Annotated in this window: 11 protein-coding genes; 7 read left to right on the forward strand and 4 right to left on the reverse strand. The window is 56.6% G+C overall.

Going from position 1 to position 17,216, the window contains the following annotated elements:
• The first annotated feature begins 53 nt into the window (after positions 1–53).
• The 4 genes from FIV45_RS16565 to FIV45_RS16580 all read left to right on the forward strand — a co-directional run bounded on the left by FIV45_RS16565 (position 54) and on the right by FIV45_RS16580 (position 7,274).
• Positions 54–1,532, forward strand: a complete 1,479-nt coding sequence (locus FIV45_RS16565; RefSeq protein WP_099473604.1) for an NCS1 family nucleobase:cation symporter-1 — start codon at positions 54–56, stop codon at positions 1,530–1,532.
• 2 nt (positions 1,533–1,534) lie between these two features.
• The gene (gene hydA, locus FIV45_RS16570; protein ID WP_099473607.1) at positions 1,535–2,977 is read left to right on the forward strand and encodes a dihydropyrimidinase; all 1,443 of its coding nucleotides are present in this window, start codon (positions 1,535–1,537) and stop codon (positions 2,975–2,977) included.
• Between the two features lie 74 nt (positions 2,978–3,051).
• A complete protein-coding gene (locus FIV45_RS16575; RefSeq protein WP_099473609.1) occupies positions 3,052–4,158 on the forward strand; it encodes an efflux RND transporter periplasmic adaptor subunit in 1,107 nt (368 codons plus the stop codon).
• 2 nt (positions 4,159–4,160) lie between these two features.
• Complete coding sequence (locus tag FIV45_RS16580; protein ID WP_099473610.1) at positions 4,161–7,274, forward strand: efflux RND transporter permease subunit; 3,114 nt, start codon at positions 4,161–4,163, stop codon at positions 7,272–7,274.
• Here FIV45_RS16580 and FIV45_RS16585 read toward each other — a convergent pair.
• The 3 genes from FIV45_RS16585 to FIV45_RS16595 form a co-directional block, all read right to left on the reverse strand.
• A complete protein-coding gene (locus FIV45_RS16585) occupies positions 7,271–9,073 on the reverse strand; it encodes an acyl-CoA dehydrogenase (protein WP_099473612.1) in 1,803 nt (600 codons plus the stop codon). The genes FIV45_RS16580 and FIV45_RS16585 overlap by 4 nt on opposite strands.
• Positions 9,074–9,075: 2 nt before the next feature.
• Positions 9,076–11,217, reverse strand: coding sequence for a molybdopterin oxidoreductase family protein (locus FIV45_RS16590; RefSeq protein ID WP_099473614.1), 2,142 nt, complete (start codon positions 11,215–11,217; stop codon positions 9,076–9,078).
• Between the two features lie 91 nt (positions 11,218–11,308).
• Positions 11,309–11,674: a Rap1a/Tai family immunity protein gene (locus FIV45_RS16595; protein ID WP_099473616.1), complete on the reverse strand. Its 366-nt coding sequence runs from the start codon at positions 11,672–11,674 to the stop codon at positions 11,309–11,311.
• Between the two features lie 91 nt (positions 11,675–11,765).
• On the opposite strand from FIV45_RS16595, the gene FIV45_RS16600 reads away from it, so the two are divergent.
• Complete coding sequence (locus tag FIV45_RS16600) at positions 11,766–12,299, forward strand: hypothetical protein (protein ID WP_099473617.1); 534 nt, start codon at positions 11,766–11,768, stop codon at positions 12,297–12,299.
• A 37-nt stretch (positions 12,300–12,336) separates the two neighbouring features.
• The gene (locus FIV45_RS16605) at positions 12,337–12,555 is read left to right on the forward strand and encodes a helix-turn-helix domain-containing protein (RefSeq protein ID WP_099473620.1); all 219 of its coding nucleotides are present in this window, start codon (positions 12,337–12,339) and stop codon (positions 12,553–12,555) included.
• Positions 12,556–12,629: 74 nt separating this feature from the next.
• Here FIV45_RS16605 and FIV45_RS16610 read toward each other — a convergent pair whose 3' ends face one another.
• Complete coding sequence (locus tag FIV45_RS16610; RefSeq protein WP_099473622.1) at positions 12,630–15,506, reverse strand: TonB-dependent receptor domain-containing protein; 2,877 nt, start codon at positions 15,504–15,506, stop codon at positions 12,630–12,632.
• Positions 15,507–16,080: 574 nt separating this feature from the next.
• On the opposite strand from FIV45_RS16610, the gene FIV45_RS16615 reads away from it, so the two are divergent.
• Complete coding sequence (locus tag FIV45_RS16615) at positions 16,081–17,151, forward strand: helix-turn-helix domain-containing protein (RefSeq protein ID WP_099473625.1); 1,071 nt, start codon at positions 16,081–16,083, stop codon at positions 17,149–17,151.
• Positions 17,152–17,216: the final 65 nt, after the last annotated feature.

Below are 17,216 nucleotides of genomic sequence, written 5' to 3' on the forward strand. Positions count from 1 at the left end.
TTGAGATGATGTGGCAATGACGGAGACAAGAGTGATCTAAGGAGAGGGACAACATGACAAAATATGATCCGGATTTATGGAATGCCGATCTGGCCCCGACGACCGAGGCCCAGCGGACCTGGGACTGGAAAGCCTATGCCGCCCTCTGGGTTGCCATGGTGGTCTGCGTCCCTACCTATATGCTGGCCGCCGGCCTGATCGCCGAAGGCATGTCCTGGGATCAGGCGGTGCTCACCGTCATGTTCGGCAATATCATCGTCCTCGCCCCCATGATCCTGATCGGTCACGCCGGGGCGAAATATGGCGTCCCCTTCCCCGTTCTGCTGCGCTCGGCCTTCGGCACCAAAGGCGCGCGCATTCCGGCGCTAGCCCGCGGGCTGGTGGCCTGCGGCTGGTTCGGCATTCAGACCTGGGTTGGCGGCTCGGCGATCTATGTCATCCTCAATGGCCTGTCGGACAACGCCTTTCAGGGCGCGGCCCTGCCCTTCCTTGGGATTGACATCACCCAAACAATAAGCTTCCTCGCCTTCTGGGCCCTGCATTTGTTTTTCATCAAGAACGGCACTGAATCCATCCGCTGGTTGGAGACCTATGCCGCCCCCTTCCTGATCGCGATGGGGCTCGCCCTGCTGGGCTGGGCCTATGTCACCGCCGGGGGGTTTGGCGCCATGCTGTCGACCCCGTCCCAGTTCGGTCCGGGCGGCGCGAAAGAAGGTAAATTTCTGATCACCTTCATCGCCGGGCTCACCGCCATGGTCGGATATTGGGCCACGATGGCGCTGAATATCCCCGACTTCACCCGGTTCGCCAAAAGCCAGAAGGATCAGATCATCGGTCAGATGATTGGTCTGCCCCTGCCCATGGCGCTGTTTGCCTTTATCGGCGTCGCGGTCACCTCGGCCACGGTCACCATATATGGCGAGGCCATCTGGGACCCGGTGGCGCTGGCCGGACGTATGGGCGGTATGGGCGTCGTATTCGCCCTCGCGGCCCTGATCGTCGCCACCCTGACCACCAACCTCGCCGCCAATGTGGTGGCTCCGGCCTACGGCTTTTCCAACCTCAGCCCCGGCAGGATCAGCTTCCGCATGGGCGGCTATATCACCGCCGGGATCGGCATCGCGATTTTTCCCTGGAAGCTTCTGGAAAGCGCCGGTGGCTATCTCTTCACCTGGCTGATCGGCTATTCGGCCCTGCTCGGCCCCATCGCCGGTATCCTGATTGCCGACTATTTCCTGCTGCGCCATTGCCGCCTGAACGTTGAGGATCTGTTCCGCCATGACGGCCAATATGGCGCGCAGCGCGGATGGAATATGGCCGGCCTTAGCGCCCTGATTATCGGCATCCTGCCCAACCTGCCGGGCTTTCTCCATGCCGCCGGGGTTGTAGACAGCGTTCCGCCGATCTTTGACACGCTCTATCATTACGCCTGGTTTGTTGGCGTCTTTGTCGCCGGCTGCCTCTATCTCGTCTTTTCCCGCGGACGGGTGCTCCCCGCCGTGGCCTCTCACATTCCTGAAGGAGGAGAATAACCATGCCCATCCTGATCCGTGGCGGCACCGTCGTCAACGCCGATTGCAGCGCACGCGCCGATGTCTATATCGAAGACGGCATAATCAAAGCCGTCGGACTTGACCTTGACATACCAAGCGACGCCGAGATAATTGACGCGGGCGGACAATATGTCATGCCCGGCGGCATCGATCCCCATACCCATATGCAGCTGCCTTTCATGGGCACGGTGGCGTCGGAAGATTTCTATACAGGCACGGCGGCGGGCCTTGCCGGCGGTACCACCATGATCATCGATTTCGTGATCCCCAGCCCGCAGCAATCCCTGATGGAGGCCTATGACACCTGGCGCGGCTGGGCCGAGAAAGCCTGCAGTGATTACAGCTTTCATGTGGCCGTCACCTGGTGGGACGATAGCGTCCATGAGGACATGCAGACCCTGGTCGAGCACGAAGGCGTCAACAGTTTCAAACATTTCATGGCCTATAAGAACGCCATCATGGCCGAGGATGAAACCTTGTACAACAGCTTCAGCCGGGCGCTGGAACTGGGTGCGATGCCAACCGTGCATGCGGAAAATGGCGAGATGGTCTTTCAGCTACAACAGAAGCTGCTAAAAATGGGCATGACCGGGCCGGAAGCCCACCCCCTGTCCCGGCCCCCCGCCGCCGAGGGCGAGGCCGCCAATCGCGCCATTCGTCTGGCTGAGGTCATTGGGGTGCCGCTCTATCTGGTGCATGTCTCGACCGAGGATGCGCTGCAGGAGATCGCCGTCGCCCGCGCCCGCGGACAACGGGTCTACGGCGAAGCCCTGGCCGGTCATCTGCTGATTGACGAGAGCGTTTACCGCGATCCCGATTTCGCCACCGCCGCCGCCCATGTCATGTCACCGCCCTTCCGGGAGAAGCATCATCAGGACGCCCTGTGGAAAGGCCTGCAAAACGGTAGCCTGCAGACCACCGCCACCGATCACTGCTGTTTCTGCGCCAATCAAAAGGCCGCCGGGAAAGACGATTTCAGCAAAATCCCCAACGGCACCGCCGGGGTGGAAGACCGCCTCGCCATCCTCTGGACCTATGGGGTGGGCACGGGCAAATTGACCATGGAAGAATTTGTCGCCATCACCAGCACAAACACGGCCAGGATTTTCAATATCTATCCCCGCAAAGGCGTGATCCGCAGCGGCGCCGACGCCGATATCGTGATCTGGGACCCGGCGGCCGAGAAAACCATCTCCGCCAAAACCCACCACCAGAATGTCGATTTCAATATCTTTGAGGGCCGGAAGGTCAAGGGTCTGCCGTCGCACACGATCAGCAACGGTGAAATACGGTACCGCCAGGGCGCGCTGCATACCGCCCCGGGCACGGGCCGTTATATCAAACGCCCCGCCTTCGCCCCGGCCTTTCACGCGCTGGAGAAAATCGCCAAGGCCACCGCGCCGAAACCGGTGAAAAGGAAATAGAAAAGGCATTTGATCCCCGGGCGACCTGCTTGTATGCTGGCGACGTCTCTTCCGTCCAGTAGAAAGCATGTCCCATGGTCACCCTGCGCCCCGCTCGATTGATTTTCCCCCTTCTCTTTTCACTGATGCTTCAGATCCCGCCGGTTCAGGCCCAGCAAGGCTCCCAGCCGGTGCCCTCGGTCGTGGTCACCAAGGCCAAAATCAGCGATGTCGGCCTCAATATCCGTCAGATCGGCCGGGTGGAGGCCATGGAAAAGGTGGATCTGCGCGCCCGGGTCCAGGGGTTCCTTGAGAAGCGCCCCTTCCGGGAAGGCAGTCTGGTCAAACAGGGCGACCTGCTGTTTGTTATTGAACAGGCCCCGTACCAGATCCTGGTTGATCAACGTCAGGCCGACCTGATCGGGGCGGAAGCCTCCTATAAAAACGCCAAAGCCGACCTGAAACGATATCAGGAACTGCGTAAGAAAGGCGCCGCCTCACAAGCCCAGCTTGACAAGGCCGTCTCGACCGAAGCCCAGACCCGCGCCGTGGCCCTGCAGGCGAAAGCCGCATTGCGCAAGGCGCAACTGGACCTGAGTTACACTGAAATCAAAAGCCCGATCGGCGGCCGCATCAGCCGCACAAAATTCAGTGTCGGCAATCTGGTCAGTGCGTCAGACGGCGCGCTCGCCACTGTCACCAGCGTCGACCCGATCTATGTTACCGTCGCGGTCAGTGAAAAGAACATGATCGATGCCCGCCGTGACGGGATTGATGTCACCCATGCCCCCGTGGTGCCGGACTTGATCCTTTCCGACGGGTCAACATATGCCCATCAGGGCGAATTCGACTATATCGACACCAGCGTGAACCAGAATACAGATACCCTGCTGGTCCGGGCGCGTTTCCCCAATCCGGATGGCATCCTCCTGCCCGGGCAATTTGTCCATGTCCAGATTACCGGCCGGACGCCAACCCCCGCCATCACCGTTCCGCAATCCACCATTCAGCAGGACAGAACCGGTTATTTCCTGCTGGTGATCACTGATCAGAACAAAGTCGAGATGCGCCGCATCACCGTCGGACAGGTGATCGACAATGACTGGATCGTCACCTCCGGCATCGCCGCGGGTGAAAGGGTCGTGCTCGAAGGCCTGCAAAAAGTGCGCGTGGATCAAACGGTCACGGTGGTGGAACAATAATCATGTTTTCAAATTTCTTTATCACACGGCCTAAGTTCGCCTTCGTCATTTCCCTGGTGATCATGCTTGCCGGTCTGATCGCCCTGAAAATCATTCCCATCGCCCAATTTCCGGAAATCACCCCGCCACAGGTAACCGTCAACGCCACCTATCCCGGGGCCAGCGCCGAGGTGGTCGAACAGACCGTCGCCGCCATTATTGAAGGCGCCGTCAACGGCGTCGATGACATGCTCTATATGTCCTCCACCAGTGGCAATGACGGCAGCTATGCCCTGACCATTACATTCAAGGTGGGCACCAACGCCGATATTGCGGCGGTCAATGTGCAAAACAAGGTCGCCGTCGCCGAGGCCAGATTGCCCCGCGAAGTCACCCGGCAAGGCATCATCACCCAGAAACAGTCCAGCGCCATGCTGATGGTGATCAATCTTTACGCCCCTGACCAGACCCATGACGAACTGTATTTAAGCAATTACGCCTCAATCTATGTCGAGGATATTCTCGCCCGCATCGACGGGGTCGGCAAGGTGGCCCAGTTCGGGGCCAAAGATTACGGTATGCGGGTCTGGGTCGATCCCGATCGCCTGGCCGCCCTCGGGTTGACCAGTAATGATCTTTCGAACGCCATCGCGGCACAAAATATACAGGCCCCCGTCGGACAACTCGGTGCGCCGCCCTACACCCGCAACCTGCAATTCCAATACCCGCTGAAAGCCGAAGGCCGTCTGGTATCGGTTGAGGAATTTGAAAATATTGTACTCAACGCCAATGCCGACGGGTCCCTGGTGCTGTTGAAGGATGTCGCCCGGGTAGAGCTCGGCGCCGCCTCCTATCTCGGGTCCGCCCGGCTGAATGGTCAGGCCTCGGCCACCATCGGGGTTTATCAATCCCCCGGCGCCAATGCGCTCGACGTCGCGGACAAGGTTAATGCGGCCCTGAAGGAACTCTCCGTCAATTTCCCCGCCGACGTGGAACATTCGGTGCTGTTTGATACGACAAATTTCGTCCGGGCCTCAATTTCCGAGGTGGTCACAACCCTGTTTATGACCTTCTTTCTGGTGATCGGCGTCACCTGGCTGTTCCTCGCGGACTGGCGCGCGACCCTGATCCCGGCCTGCGCCATTCCGGTGTCGCTGATCGGCACCATCGCCGTGCTTTATGCCGTTGGCTACACCCTGAACACCATTACCCTCTTCGCCTTTATTCTCGCCATTGGCATCGTGGTCGACGACGCCATTGTGGTGGTGGAAAATGTGTTGCGTAATATGGAAGATGGCGCGCTCAGCGCCAAGGAAGCCACCCGCAAGTCCATGGGCGAGGTTTTTGGACCAGTGATCGCCACCACCCTGGTTTTGCTGGCGGTCTTCATCCCCGTAAGTTTCATGCCCGGCATCACCGGCGAACTTTACAAGCAATTCTCAATCACGATCTGCGTCGCCGTTTCCCTGTCTTCTCTCAATGCTCTGACCCTGTCGCCGGCGCTCTGTTCCCTGTTGCTCAAACACCGGACAAAGGCGCCCAACGCTCTGTTCCGTGGGTTCGCGCGCGGGGTAGACAAGACCCGGAATTTCTATGTTGCCGGGGTGCGGAAAATGATCCGCCATCTCCTGCTCAGTCTGGGGGCTCTGGCAGTAATCGCCGGGGGCACCCTGTATATGTTCCAGACCGCGCCGACCGGCTTTCTGCCCATGGAAGACAATGGCTTTTTCTTCGTGAATATCCAATTGCCCGACGGGGCGTCAATCAGCCGTACAGAAAAAGTTGTCGATCAAGCCCGAGAAATGCTAACCGAAACCGAAGGCGTGGAAAGTGTCATTTCCGTCTCCGGTTTCAGCCTGCTGTCCGGCAGTGCGTCAAACAGCGCATTTCTGATCCCGGTGCTCACCCCCTGGGCCGATCGTACAGAATTTGAACTGCAATGGTTCTCCATCCTGCGAAAACTCAACCAGAAACTCGCCACCCTGCCCACCGCCAATGCCTTCGCCTTTCCAACTCCGCCAATCATGGGCCTCGGCACCAGCGGCGGCGTCGAATTACAGGTCCAGGATTATCAGGGTCGCCCGGCCACGGAACTGGCTTCCGCCATCCGCAGCCTGGTTTTCGCCGCCAATCAGGATCATCGCTTCACCCAGGTTTTCAGCACTTTTTCCGCCAACGTGCCACAATATATGCTGGAAATAGACCGCCAGAAAGCCCGGACACTCGGGGTACAGATCGCCGATATTTTCAGCACCCTGCGGGAGAATCTCAGCGGCAATTATGTCAATGACTTCAACCTGTATGGCAAGGTCTACCGGGTGATGGTTCAGGCGGAACCGGAATTCCGCGACGGCATCCAGGATCTGGACCGGTTTCATGTCACCAACAGCAAGGGCCAGATGGTGCCGCTCGGCGCATTGGTAGAAACAAAACCCATCCTCGGGCCCCAGTCGCTGATCCGGTATAACATCTTCAAATCCGCTGGCGTCAATGTCAGCCCGGCCCAAGGGATCAGCAACGGCGACGCCATGACCGGCATTGAAGAGATCGCCGCCACCGCCCTGCCCGACGGCTATGGCGTCACCTGGACCGGTGTCGCTCAGCAACAACGGGAAGCCGGCGCTCTGGTGGTGATTATCTTCGCCCTCGCCTTCCTGTTCGCCTATCTGTTTCTGGTGGCGCAGTATGAAAGCTGGACCATCCCGGTGGCGATCATGCTGTCGGTGGTAGTGGCCCTGTTCGGAGCGTTGATCCCGTTGAAACTGATCCCTTTTATCAGTAATGATCTCTATGCCCAGATCGGCATGGTGATGCTGATCGGGCTGGCCAGCAAGAGCGCCATTCTGATCGTCGAATTCGCCAAGGGCCGCCGGGAGGCGGGCGCCACCATTCACGACGCGGCCATCGAGGCGGCGGGTCTGCGCTACCGGGCGGTGATGATGACCGCCCTGTCTTTTATCATCGGGGTAATTCCGCTGGTCATGGCGTCCGGGGCCGGGGCCGCCAGCCGCATGGTGATCGGCTTTGTTGTCTTTGGCGGCATGGTTATGGCAACCTTTGTCGGTATCTTCTTTATCCCCACCCTCTATGTGGCGCTGCAGAGCCTGCGGGAGAAAATCAAAGGGACCGCAGACTAACGACCCGTAAACCAGCTGTCCTGCATGGTCAGACAACTGTCATCCAGTGACGCCACCAGTGTAAATTTGGCGTGGACCGAGGGCAGCTCGTGGGCGTAGAAATAGCGACAGGCGGCAAGCTTGCCCCGGTAGAAATCTTCATCCGGATGGTCCGGCTGTTCCGCCAGTGCCGCGCCCGCCACCAGGGCCTGACGCAACCACATCCAGGCCACCACCACATGGCCAAAGGCATCAAGATAAACCGTGGCATTGGCCAGCATCCGGTTCATATCCCCGGCTCGTCCCACCGCGCGCGCGCAATCCTTCAGGGCCGCAAAAGCGCGACAAAGATCTTCGCCGTAACCCACCATATCCAACCGTTCCAGCGCTTCGACCGCCGTTTTCTTGATTTCCGCCTCCAGAACCGCCAGCGCCGCGCCGTCCTGCATCCGCACCTTGCGACCCAACAGGTCAAGCCCGTGAATGGCGTGCGTGCCTTCATGGATATGATTGAGCCGATTATCGCGGTAAAAGCGTTCCACCGGATAGTCACGGGTATAACCATAGCCCCCCAGCACCTGAATGGCGTATTTATTGGCCTCGAGACAATATTCCGCCGGCCAGGATTTGGCGACCGGGGTCAGGATTTCCAGCAGGAGCGATAACCTCTGACGTTCTATCTGATCTTCCGCCACCGCCTGCTGGTCGATCAACCCGGCGCAGTAAGTCACCAACGCCAGACCGCCTTCGACGTAGGCTTTCTGCGCCATCAGCAAACGTTTAACATCCGCATGTTCGATGATCATCACCTGCGGGCTGGTCGGGTCTTTTTCATGGGGATGCCGCCCCTGGGGCCGGTTGCGGGCATAGTCGAGGGAATAGAGATAGCCGGCAAGCCCCGACATCACCGCGCCATGGCCAACGCCGACCCGCGCCTCATTCATCATATGGAACATGGCGGCCAGACCCTGATGCGGCTCCCCCACCAGCTCCGCAAAACAGTCGCCCTGTTCGCCAAAGTTGAGCAGGCAATTGGTCGTGCCGCGATGGCCCATTTTATGATTGAGGCCGGCCAGCGCGATGTTATTTTTCGCCCCCAGGCTGCCGTCGGCATTGACCCGAAATTTGGGTACGAGAAACAGCGACAGTCCCTTGACGCCGGGCGGACCATCGGGCAGGCGCGCCAGCACCATATGGATGATATTGTCCGAGATCTCCTGCTCGCCGCCGGAAATCCACATTTTGCTGCCCTCAATCCGATAGCGCCCGTCCCCGACCGGGGTGGCTTTCGTGCGGATGTCAGACAGGGAGGAACCCGCCTGCGGTTCCGACAGACACATGGTGCCATACCAGCGCCCCGCCAGCATCGGCGGAAGATAGAGCGCTTTCTGGGCCGGTGAGCCACAGGCCGCCAGCATATTGGCCGCCGCCTGGGTCAGAAAGAAATAACTGGCGATCCCCACATTGGCGCAGGTGAACAGACCACCGAGCGCCGAGCTGACCATGAATGGCATCTGCAGGCCGCCAAGCGTTTGATCAAAGGCGGCGGCGAAAAACCCCGCCTCGGCATAGGTGTCGAGCGCCTGTTTGACCTCCGGCATGATCCGAACCTTCTGTCCGTCGAACGTCGGCTCATGGGCGTCGAGGGCGGCAGCGCAGGAGAGGAACTTATCCTCGGCAATGTTTTCCGCCGTATCAAGCACGGCGCTGATCACGTCCCGATCATAGTCCTGATAGCGCGGATGGGCGAGCAGGCGGTCGAGATCCATCACTTCATACATCAGGAAATCCAGATCCCGGCGGTTGACAATCATCGACATGTTTATTTTTCCTCAACTGATTCTAAAGAACTCAATTCAACCGGCACCCCGTTCAGGGCCACGGTGCCAATCAACTCATCCAGGCGCGTCTCATCGGTCAGATCATTGACGCTGACCCCGGCATGGGCCCGGGCAACCTCGAGCTTCACCCCGGATCGGTCATGCCCCCAGCCGTGCGGCAGGCTGACCACGCCGGGCATCATATCCGCGCTCGCTTCCGCCGTCACGGTGACCTGCCCGACCCGGCTACTGACACAAACCACTTGCCCGTCCTGCATCTGATGTTTCTCCAGATCATCGGGGTGGATCAGCAGGGTGCAGCGGTTCTTGCCCTTGACCAGACGCGGGCTGTTATGCAGCCAGCTGTTGTTGCTGCGGATATGGCGACGGCCGATCAGAACCAGACTGTCTTGCCACTGGGCCCGATCCGCCTGCAGGCGCTTAAGGTCCGCGACCACCGCCGCAGGGGCGCAATCGATCTTGCCGCTCTTGGTCTTCAGCCGCCGGGTGAGCAGCGGCTTGAGATCGCCGAGGTAAAGACCGTGGGGGTGGGCTTTCAGTTTCCTGAGACTGAGTGCCTCGGGCCTGGCCCTCCGCCTGCCGTAGGGGCCATTGCTCAGCGCCATATCAATTAACCGGTGCGGCGCGCGTTTCTTGGGCAGGGTCGGTGCGCCCATTTTGCGCAAATACCGCCGGGTCAGTTCATGATAGATTTCCCACTCATCATAGCTGTCCGGCGCGGCGTCAATCACCTTGTCATTGAAACGGGTGACATTGCTCACCGCCAGGCCTAGAAAACTGACGTCATAATGATCATGCTCCAGCGGGGCCGTCGGCGGCAGGATCAGGTCGGCGTGACGGCTGCTTTCGGTGATATAGAAATCCAGCGCCACCATGAAATCAAGACCGGCAAAGGCCTCGTCCAGCTGAGCGCCGTTAGGGGTGGAGAGGATCGGGTTCCCGGCCCCGAGCAGCATCGCCCGGATCTGGCCCGCGCCGGGGGTGAGGATTTCTTCCGCCATCAGGCTGGCGCTCAGCTCGCCGCAGACCTCGGGCCGTTTGCTGACCCGGCTTTGCCAGCGATCCCGACCGCCGCGCCCCACAAGCTGGAAGCCGACCAGATCCACCGCCGGTAACGGGATCATCATGCCGCCCACCCGGTCGAGATTACCGGTGGCGATATTGATCAATTGGATCAGCCACTGACAGAGCGCGCCATAAGGATTGGTCGACACCCCCATGCGGCCATAAAACACCGCGCGCTCGGCGGCGGCGAAGTCTTCCGCCATTCGCTGAATATCCTCGAGGGCGATGCCTGTCTGTTGCTTCACATCACCCAGCACCACACCCTCAACGGCGGCGCGGGCCGTGTCAAAATTTTCCAGATGATCGGTCAGATGCGCCGGATTGCAGAGCTTTTCGCGCAACAGATGCTGCAGGAAGGCCAGCAGGAAAATCACGTCCCGGCCGGGGGTGATGAAATGATGCGCCGTCGCCTTCTTGGCGGTCTCGCTGCGCCGGGGATCAATGACGATCACCTGTCCACCCCGGGCCTTCAGGCGATCGAGACGCCCCTTGACGTCGGGCACGGTCATGATACTGCCGTTGGAGGCCAGCGGATTGGCCCCCATGATGATCATGTGATCGGTATGGTCGATATCCGGCACCGGGATGAGGAACTGATGGCCATACATGACGTAGGAGATATACTGATGCGGCAGTTGATCGACCGAGGTGGCGGAAAAGCGATTCTTGCTTTTCAGCAGCCGCAGGAAGACCGGCCCGTGGGTCAGCGCACCGTAATTATGGACATTGGGATTGCCGAGATAAACCCCGATCGCATCCGGGCCGTGGGTCTGCTGAATATCCCACAGCCGGTCCGCCGCCAGGTCAAATGCCTCGTCCCAGCAAATTTCAACCCACGCCCCATTTACCTTTTTAACAGGCTTTTTAAGCCGGTCGGGGTCTTCCTGAATATCTTTCAGCGCCAGGGCCTTGGGGCAGATGTGACCCTTGCTGAAGGGATCATCCGGATCGCCTTTGATCGAGATAACCCGATTATCGGCCACCTCAATCGCCAGACCGCAGATCGCCTCACACAGGGTGCAGGCCCGGTAATGCGTGCATTTTTCCTGATGCGCCATTCAGATCTTCTCCCGTCCAATATATCCAATAGATACATATAACATAAATTGGCGCAAAAAGGTACAGGAAGAATGGTGCTCTGGTAAGGCGTCAATTCTGACAGGGATAGTGCGTTTCAAAAGACTGCAAAACAGCCTCTGCCGCCGACGTGTCGCGCTCTGTCTCTTTCCTTTCATGCATGATTTTGAAAAAAGCCTGCATCGAGAAAGAGAAGCCTGGGTCCGTCGGCAGACAGAAGCGAGTAGGAGTGTTATCCTGCCGCAGCCGGTGATAATAACTCATATTGCCCTCAATCATCCCCTGGACATAATGGCCGAGCGCCAACATTTCCGCCTGGGCGCCGAAATGCCCCGTCTTGACCCGGGCTTCAATGGCGAGCGCCTCCGCGACCGTTAGTGTTTTGGCCTCCGCCGGAGCAGCGCCCAGCAACATCATACAGGCTAAAAGAATTCTCATAGTTACCTCCAAAAATAAAGTTTGACACGTATTTATTAATGTTTTAAATGAATTAATCAAGCTTAAATCTTAATTATTGAGGACTCAGATGATGGAACATCAAAACAACCTCCGCCCGTTCGCCCAGGTCATGGTCTGGATCACAAGTTTCGCCGCCGTCGCCCTGCCGGTGCTGACAATCATGATATGGATTTATATCAAAGATCTTGGCGTCTCCTCCGGTACGGTGAGTCCGCAGTATGATCTGACGTCACTCAGTCTCACCGCCCGCCTCCTCGGATTTGTCATCTGCTTTATCGGCGCCGGGATCATGACCTATGGCCTTCTCGCCCTGCGACGCACCTTTCAGGAAGCCGCCGCCGGACGCGGGCTTTCCCTGACCGCGGTCGTCAATTTCCGCCGTTTCGCGTTAGTAACCCTGATCACGGTGTTTTACGGCATCCTGCAGAATACCCTGTTGAGCATCGTCTTCACCATGGGTCGCCCCGGACAGGAAACCCAATTGTCCATCATGCTCGGCACGCCGGAAGTGAAAGCGCTGTTCACGGCCCTGCTGTTTGTTTTCGTCGCCCATATTTTCGCCGCTGGTCGCAAGGCGGAAGAAGAAAACGCCCAGTTCCTGTGAAAGTTCCTGTGAAAGTTCCTGTGAAAGTTCCCGCTTTATGAAAATTATTATGACACTCGACATCATGTTGGCCCGGCGTAAAATGCGTCTGAAGGATCTGGCCCAGGCCATCGGCACCAGCGAGCAGAATATGTCGATGATCAAGACCGGCAAGATCAAAGGCATTCGCTTCGACACCCTGGTCAAGATCTGTGACGTGCTGGATTGCCAGCCGGGCGATCTCCTGACCTTCACCCGGCAGGAGGGAACATCCTGAGCCACAGCAGGTTATGACCATAAAAAACGGCGACCCGAGAGCCGCCGTTCTGATATCTTTAAACCCGGATGGAATTAGAATTGCGCTGTAATGGTGGCGAAGAGACGCCGTCCCAGCGGATCATATGTCCCCGGCTTTGTGTTGCCGGTAGTTGAGTTTGTTGAATTCAACATCGGCGGATCCCGGTCGAGAATATTGTTGATCCCCATCGCCAGATCCACATTATCACTCAATTTAAATCCGGCGGACAGATCAAGATAGCTATAGGCCGAGATATCTTTGTTGTCTCTTTCTGAGTCCGGATTGGTGACCTTGCCAAAATAACGCCATTTCAGGCCAACCTGCCAGAAATCCCCGGAATTATAAATGACGCTTGCCGTGTGACGCCATTTCGGTGTCGGATAGCAATTGCCATTAATCCGGCCGACACAATCATATTCGGAATCGGCTTCGCCGGGAAGCGACTGCGTAAACTTGTCGATCAGGTAGGAGCCCAACAATTTGAAATTCAAGCTGCCTTCGCCCATTTCCATCACATAGTCCCCGGCGAAATCAATCCCGGATTGCTTGGTATAGCCGAGGTTTTGATTGGTGCTGGTGATGGCGGCTGTCGTCCCGCGCCACAGACTGCCACTTGGTCCCCGATTGACAAGATCACAGAAAACCGCACTGCCAGTCTCGCCGCATTTGTCCAGAGCAAGTTGAGATGAAATACCCCCGATCAGACCGGAAATTTTGATGTTCCAATAATCAACATTAAGGGTCAAGCCTTCCACAGGGGTAGCCACAAAACCAACCGTAAAGGTGTCGCCCGTTTCTTTATCCAGATCAGGGTTTCCGCCGATGAACTCATTATACTGACCGGCAGAGCTGACGCTGATGTTGCCATATTGCGCTGCTGAAACACCTGTATTAGCACATTGGGCCGCCGTAAATATTGGCGTTGCGCCAGCACAGGGATCAGTTCCGTCCCACAGAGCCAGACGCTGCGGGCTGTAAAGCTCCACCACATTTGGCGCACGGGACGCCCGGTTGTAACTGCCGCGAAATTTGACACTGTCATTCACCTGCCAGTTCAGGCCGGCTTTATAGGTCGCCACAGTACCTGTTGTACTGTAATCGGAAACACGCAGGCCCAGTTCCAATACAAGATCCTGAATAAATTCCTTGTTCTGCACCAAAGGTACATAAAGTTCACTGAACAATTCCTTCACATCGTAGGACCCGTCAACAGACCTTACTGCGCCGCCGTTGCCCAACAACTGACCGTTCTCAAACAAATTGTCCGAAGTCCGGCGATAATGCTCTTTCCGATATTCAAGACCAAAAACCGCCTGTACCGGGTCATCGGCCAGCGTCAGCGGCAGATCCCCAGAGACAAAACCATTGAAGACCGTTTCTTCCGTCAGACCGGACAGGATTCCGGTCGCCGTCAGGTAATTAGCCTGTTCCGCCGTTACATCGTTTGAAAACAGGGTATAGGGCACACAGCCATCTTTGCGGGCGACTTCATTGGCGCATTGCATGTTGCCATCCGCATCCAAATTAACGTCCAGCGCCGCCTGAATATTCGGGGCGAAGAAGTCATTGACATAGGTGTCCTCACTGCTGGTGGCCCCATAGGTCAGGGACGTGTCATAGCGCCAGTTGTCCGTGATATCACCTTTAACGCCAACCACGAAACGCAGGCTGTTATGGGTGAATTGGTTCTGGCGTGGGCCGCCTTCCACATTCCGTTTGCCGACATCGAAAGCAAATTCATCGTCTCCGCTCAAACCGAAAGTGCCGCAAATATCGGCCACCTGGGCGGCGCTGAGCAACGGGCTTGAACATTTCATTTTGTAATTGTCATTGAAGAACGTGCCACTTGGCGCATATTGACCCGTTGTCGTATCCCGCGCCATCATGACTTCCATATAGGCCTTGGCATTATCGCTCAGCTCATAGGTCAGGAAACCGCCCCCGGCGAAACGTTTGTCCGGGCGTTGCCAGTGATTAACTGGCGCATAATTGTAATAATTGTCATCAAACGCCGAAAAACCGCCATTGGCGTCCATCTGCACCCAGCGTTCCGTGGTGAAATCAATTTCCCCCGTACCCTGATCCACATTCCAGAAGTCAAAATTCGGGATCACCGCATTGGCGGACCCGCCACAGGAATTGGTCAGCAAGGCACAGGAAGAATAATCTCGGCTATCCATGTGTAATTCGTTGGTCTGACGGTAGTTGGCATACATGGAAACATGACCACGTCCATCGGCAAAAGAACCGCCCATGGCCACATCAAAGTTATAGGAGGCGCCATCCAGCGCGCTGCCTTTCGGATAATCATATCCGGCGTCATCCAGCAGGCCCTGCATATAGCTGTTGTTGTTGTTATGCTGATAGGCACCGACCCCGGCGGAGACTTTCACGCCTTCGAATGTGTCGTCGATGATGAAATTCACCACCCCGGCAACCGCATCGGCGCCATAAGTTGTTGACGCTCCACCAGTCAGCACTTCCACCCGCTTCAACAGGCTGGAAGGGATCTGGTTGATATCGACAGAATAGGATTTCACCCCGCCCGGCTGCATACGACGACCATTAACCAGCACCAGAGTACGGTTCGAGCCAAGTCCCCGCAGATCAAGAGTTGCGACACCGGAAGTTCCGTTGCCTTCATAGGCATGTTCCGCCGCTTCCAGTTGCGGCAAACCATTCAGCATATCTTCAATCCGCATATGCCCGGAAAATTTAATTTCTTCGGCATTGGTGACAGTGATCGGACTGACACTCTCAATATCCTTACGGATAATACGGGAGCCCGTGACCACCACCTCTTCAAATACATTTTCATCCTCTGCCGTGGCAGCATCTTCCGCTGCGGCATATAACGGCAGAAAAAACGTTGACGCGCAAAGCGCCGTGGTCGAAATCAGCGACCGCCTTATGTTACGTGATATTGTCATTTTGATTTCCTCAATTTTTTTTTGAAGGACCAGGCCACACCCTTGTCCTGACGAAATGCCATGCGGGCCTTTAGATCGTCGGCCGGACTCCCGAAAAATATGATGGACGTCCTCCCTCAAGATATTTGCTCCCACATGTCTTTTGATGTGAATTGTTATTTAGTATATTTTATACAATTTATTTTCACAATTTTTGGAATAACATATATTAAATATAATATACAATTTAAATCTTATGACGGGCCAAAAACAGAGAAATACCCAAAAACACGCCATAATTTGAAATATTGTTTTGAAAAATAGCCGATGTACGATAAATTATTACAACACAAAGAAATTGTTCTTTATGAAAAAATAGAATCAATTCCTGTACATTAGAAAAACGCCTCACAACCTGTCTGCTTTGCTTCCCCCGATATCGGGAATCCCGCACATCTCCTGAAAGGCACAACACCGAAGGTTCATTACCCATGCCAATCGTCCCCTTGACCTTTTGGTCTAGAGATCGAATAATGATATTCTTCTCAAAGATGATGACGGAACATGACTCCTTTTCCTTAACCACTGGCCGCCCATGAAGACTGACCCAACAAAATCTGCCACCCGACCGGACCCCGTTTTATTTCCTGTCTCTCTCATGGAAATCGAGCCCCTCCTGCAGATGCCCGATATCGCGGAAACCGCCAGAACGTTTCACAAATATGCTGATTACAATCCGGAGAAAAAACACGACCTGTCCCTGCCGCTGACCGACTATTTCCTGATCCTGTGGGAATTGTCCAAGGCGCTGCAGGATGAAACCATCCATTTGTCGTCGCGCCATCTGATGCCCGGTTCCACCAGCTTTATCATGTCCAACATCGCCGGGTGCGATAACCTGGAAGACGCCATGAAGCTGATTGCCAAATCCTACAATATGCTGCATGGCGGCCCTTATAACCGGGTCGAACAGCGCGACGGCGACCTGCTCTATATCATCGATGACAGCCAGTTTCCCTATGTGCCGCAAAAACAGGACTATATCCATTTCACCATGGAATGCGTGCTGATCTATCTGCAGGGCATCCTGTCCTTCATCACCTCCCGCGATCTCGGGGATTTTTTACGCAAGGTCCATACCAAACGCGACAGGGGACCCGTCAAAAGCCGCCATATGCAATTCTGGTCCGCGCCAATCCGCTATCAGTCCGGTCAATATGTCCTGACTTATGACCTGAGCGCCGCCGCCCTGCCGATCACCATTCCGGCCTCCCCTATGCCCCGCTCACGGGAAATCTATGATCATGTGATTGCCATGATCAGGAAACGCGGCGCAGCCGAGGATGATCTGACAAGCTGGACAGACCGGGTCTCGCAGGCCCTCGCACATGGCCTTCTGTCACAACAGGACGTCGCCCGTCATCTCGGCGCCAGTGTCGCCACCCTGCGCCGCCGCCTAACAGAGGAAAACAGCAGCTTTCGCGAGCTGCACCAGCAGTGTCTTAATGAAAGATCCCGCCAAATGATCACCCAGGGCTACCATATGGCCGATATTGCCGAAGAACTTGGCTTTTCCGATTTCAGAAGTTTTATCCGCGCCTTCAAGGGCTGGAACGGGATCACCCCCACCGCCTTTGCCCGCAAGCTGCGCCAGGGAGTCCCTTGAAACAAACCACCCCTTTGAGCGAAATTGTACATTTATTTTGACCGCAAAGATCATATCTCTCTTTC

This window comes from Paremcibacter congregatus, from assembly GCF_006385135.1.
Classification (GTDB): Bacteria; Pseudomonadota; Alphaproteobacteria; order Sphingomonadales; family Emcibacteraceae; genus Paremcibacter; species Paremcibacter congregatus.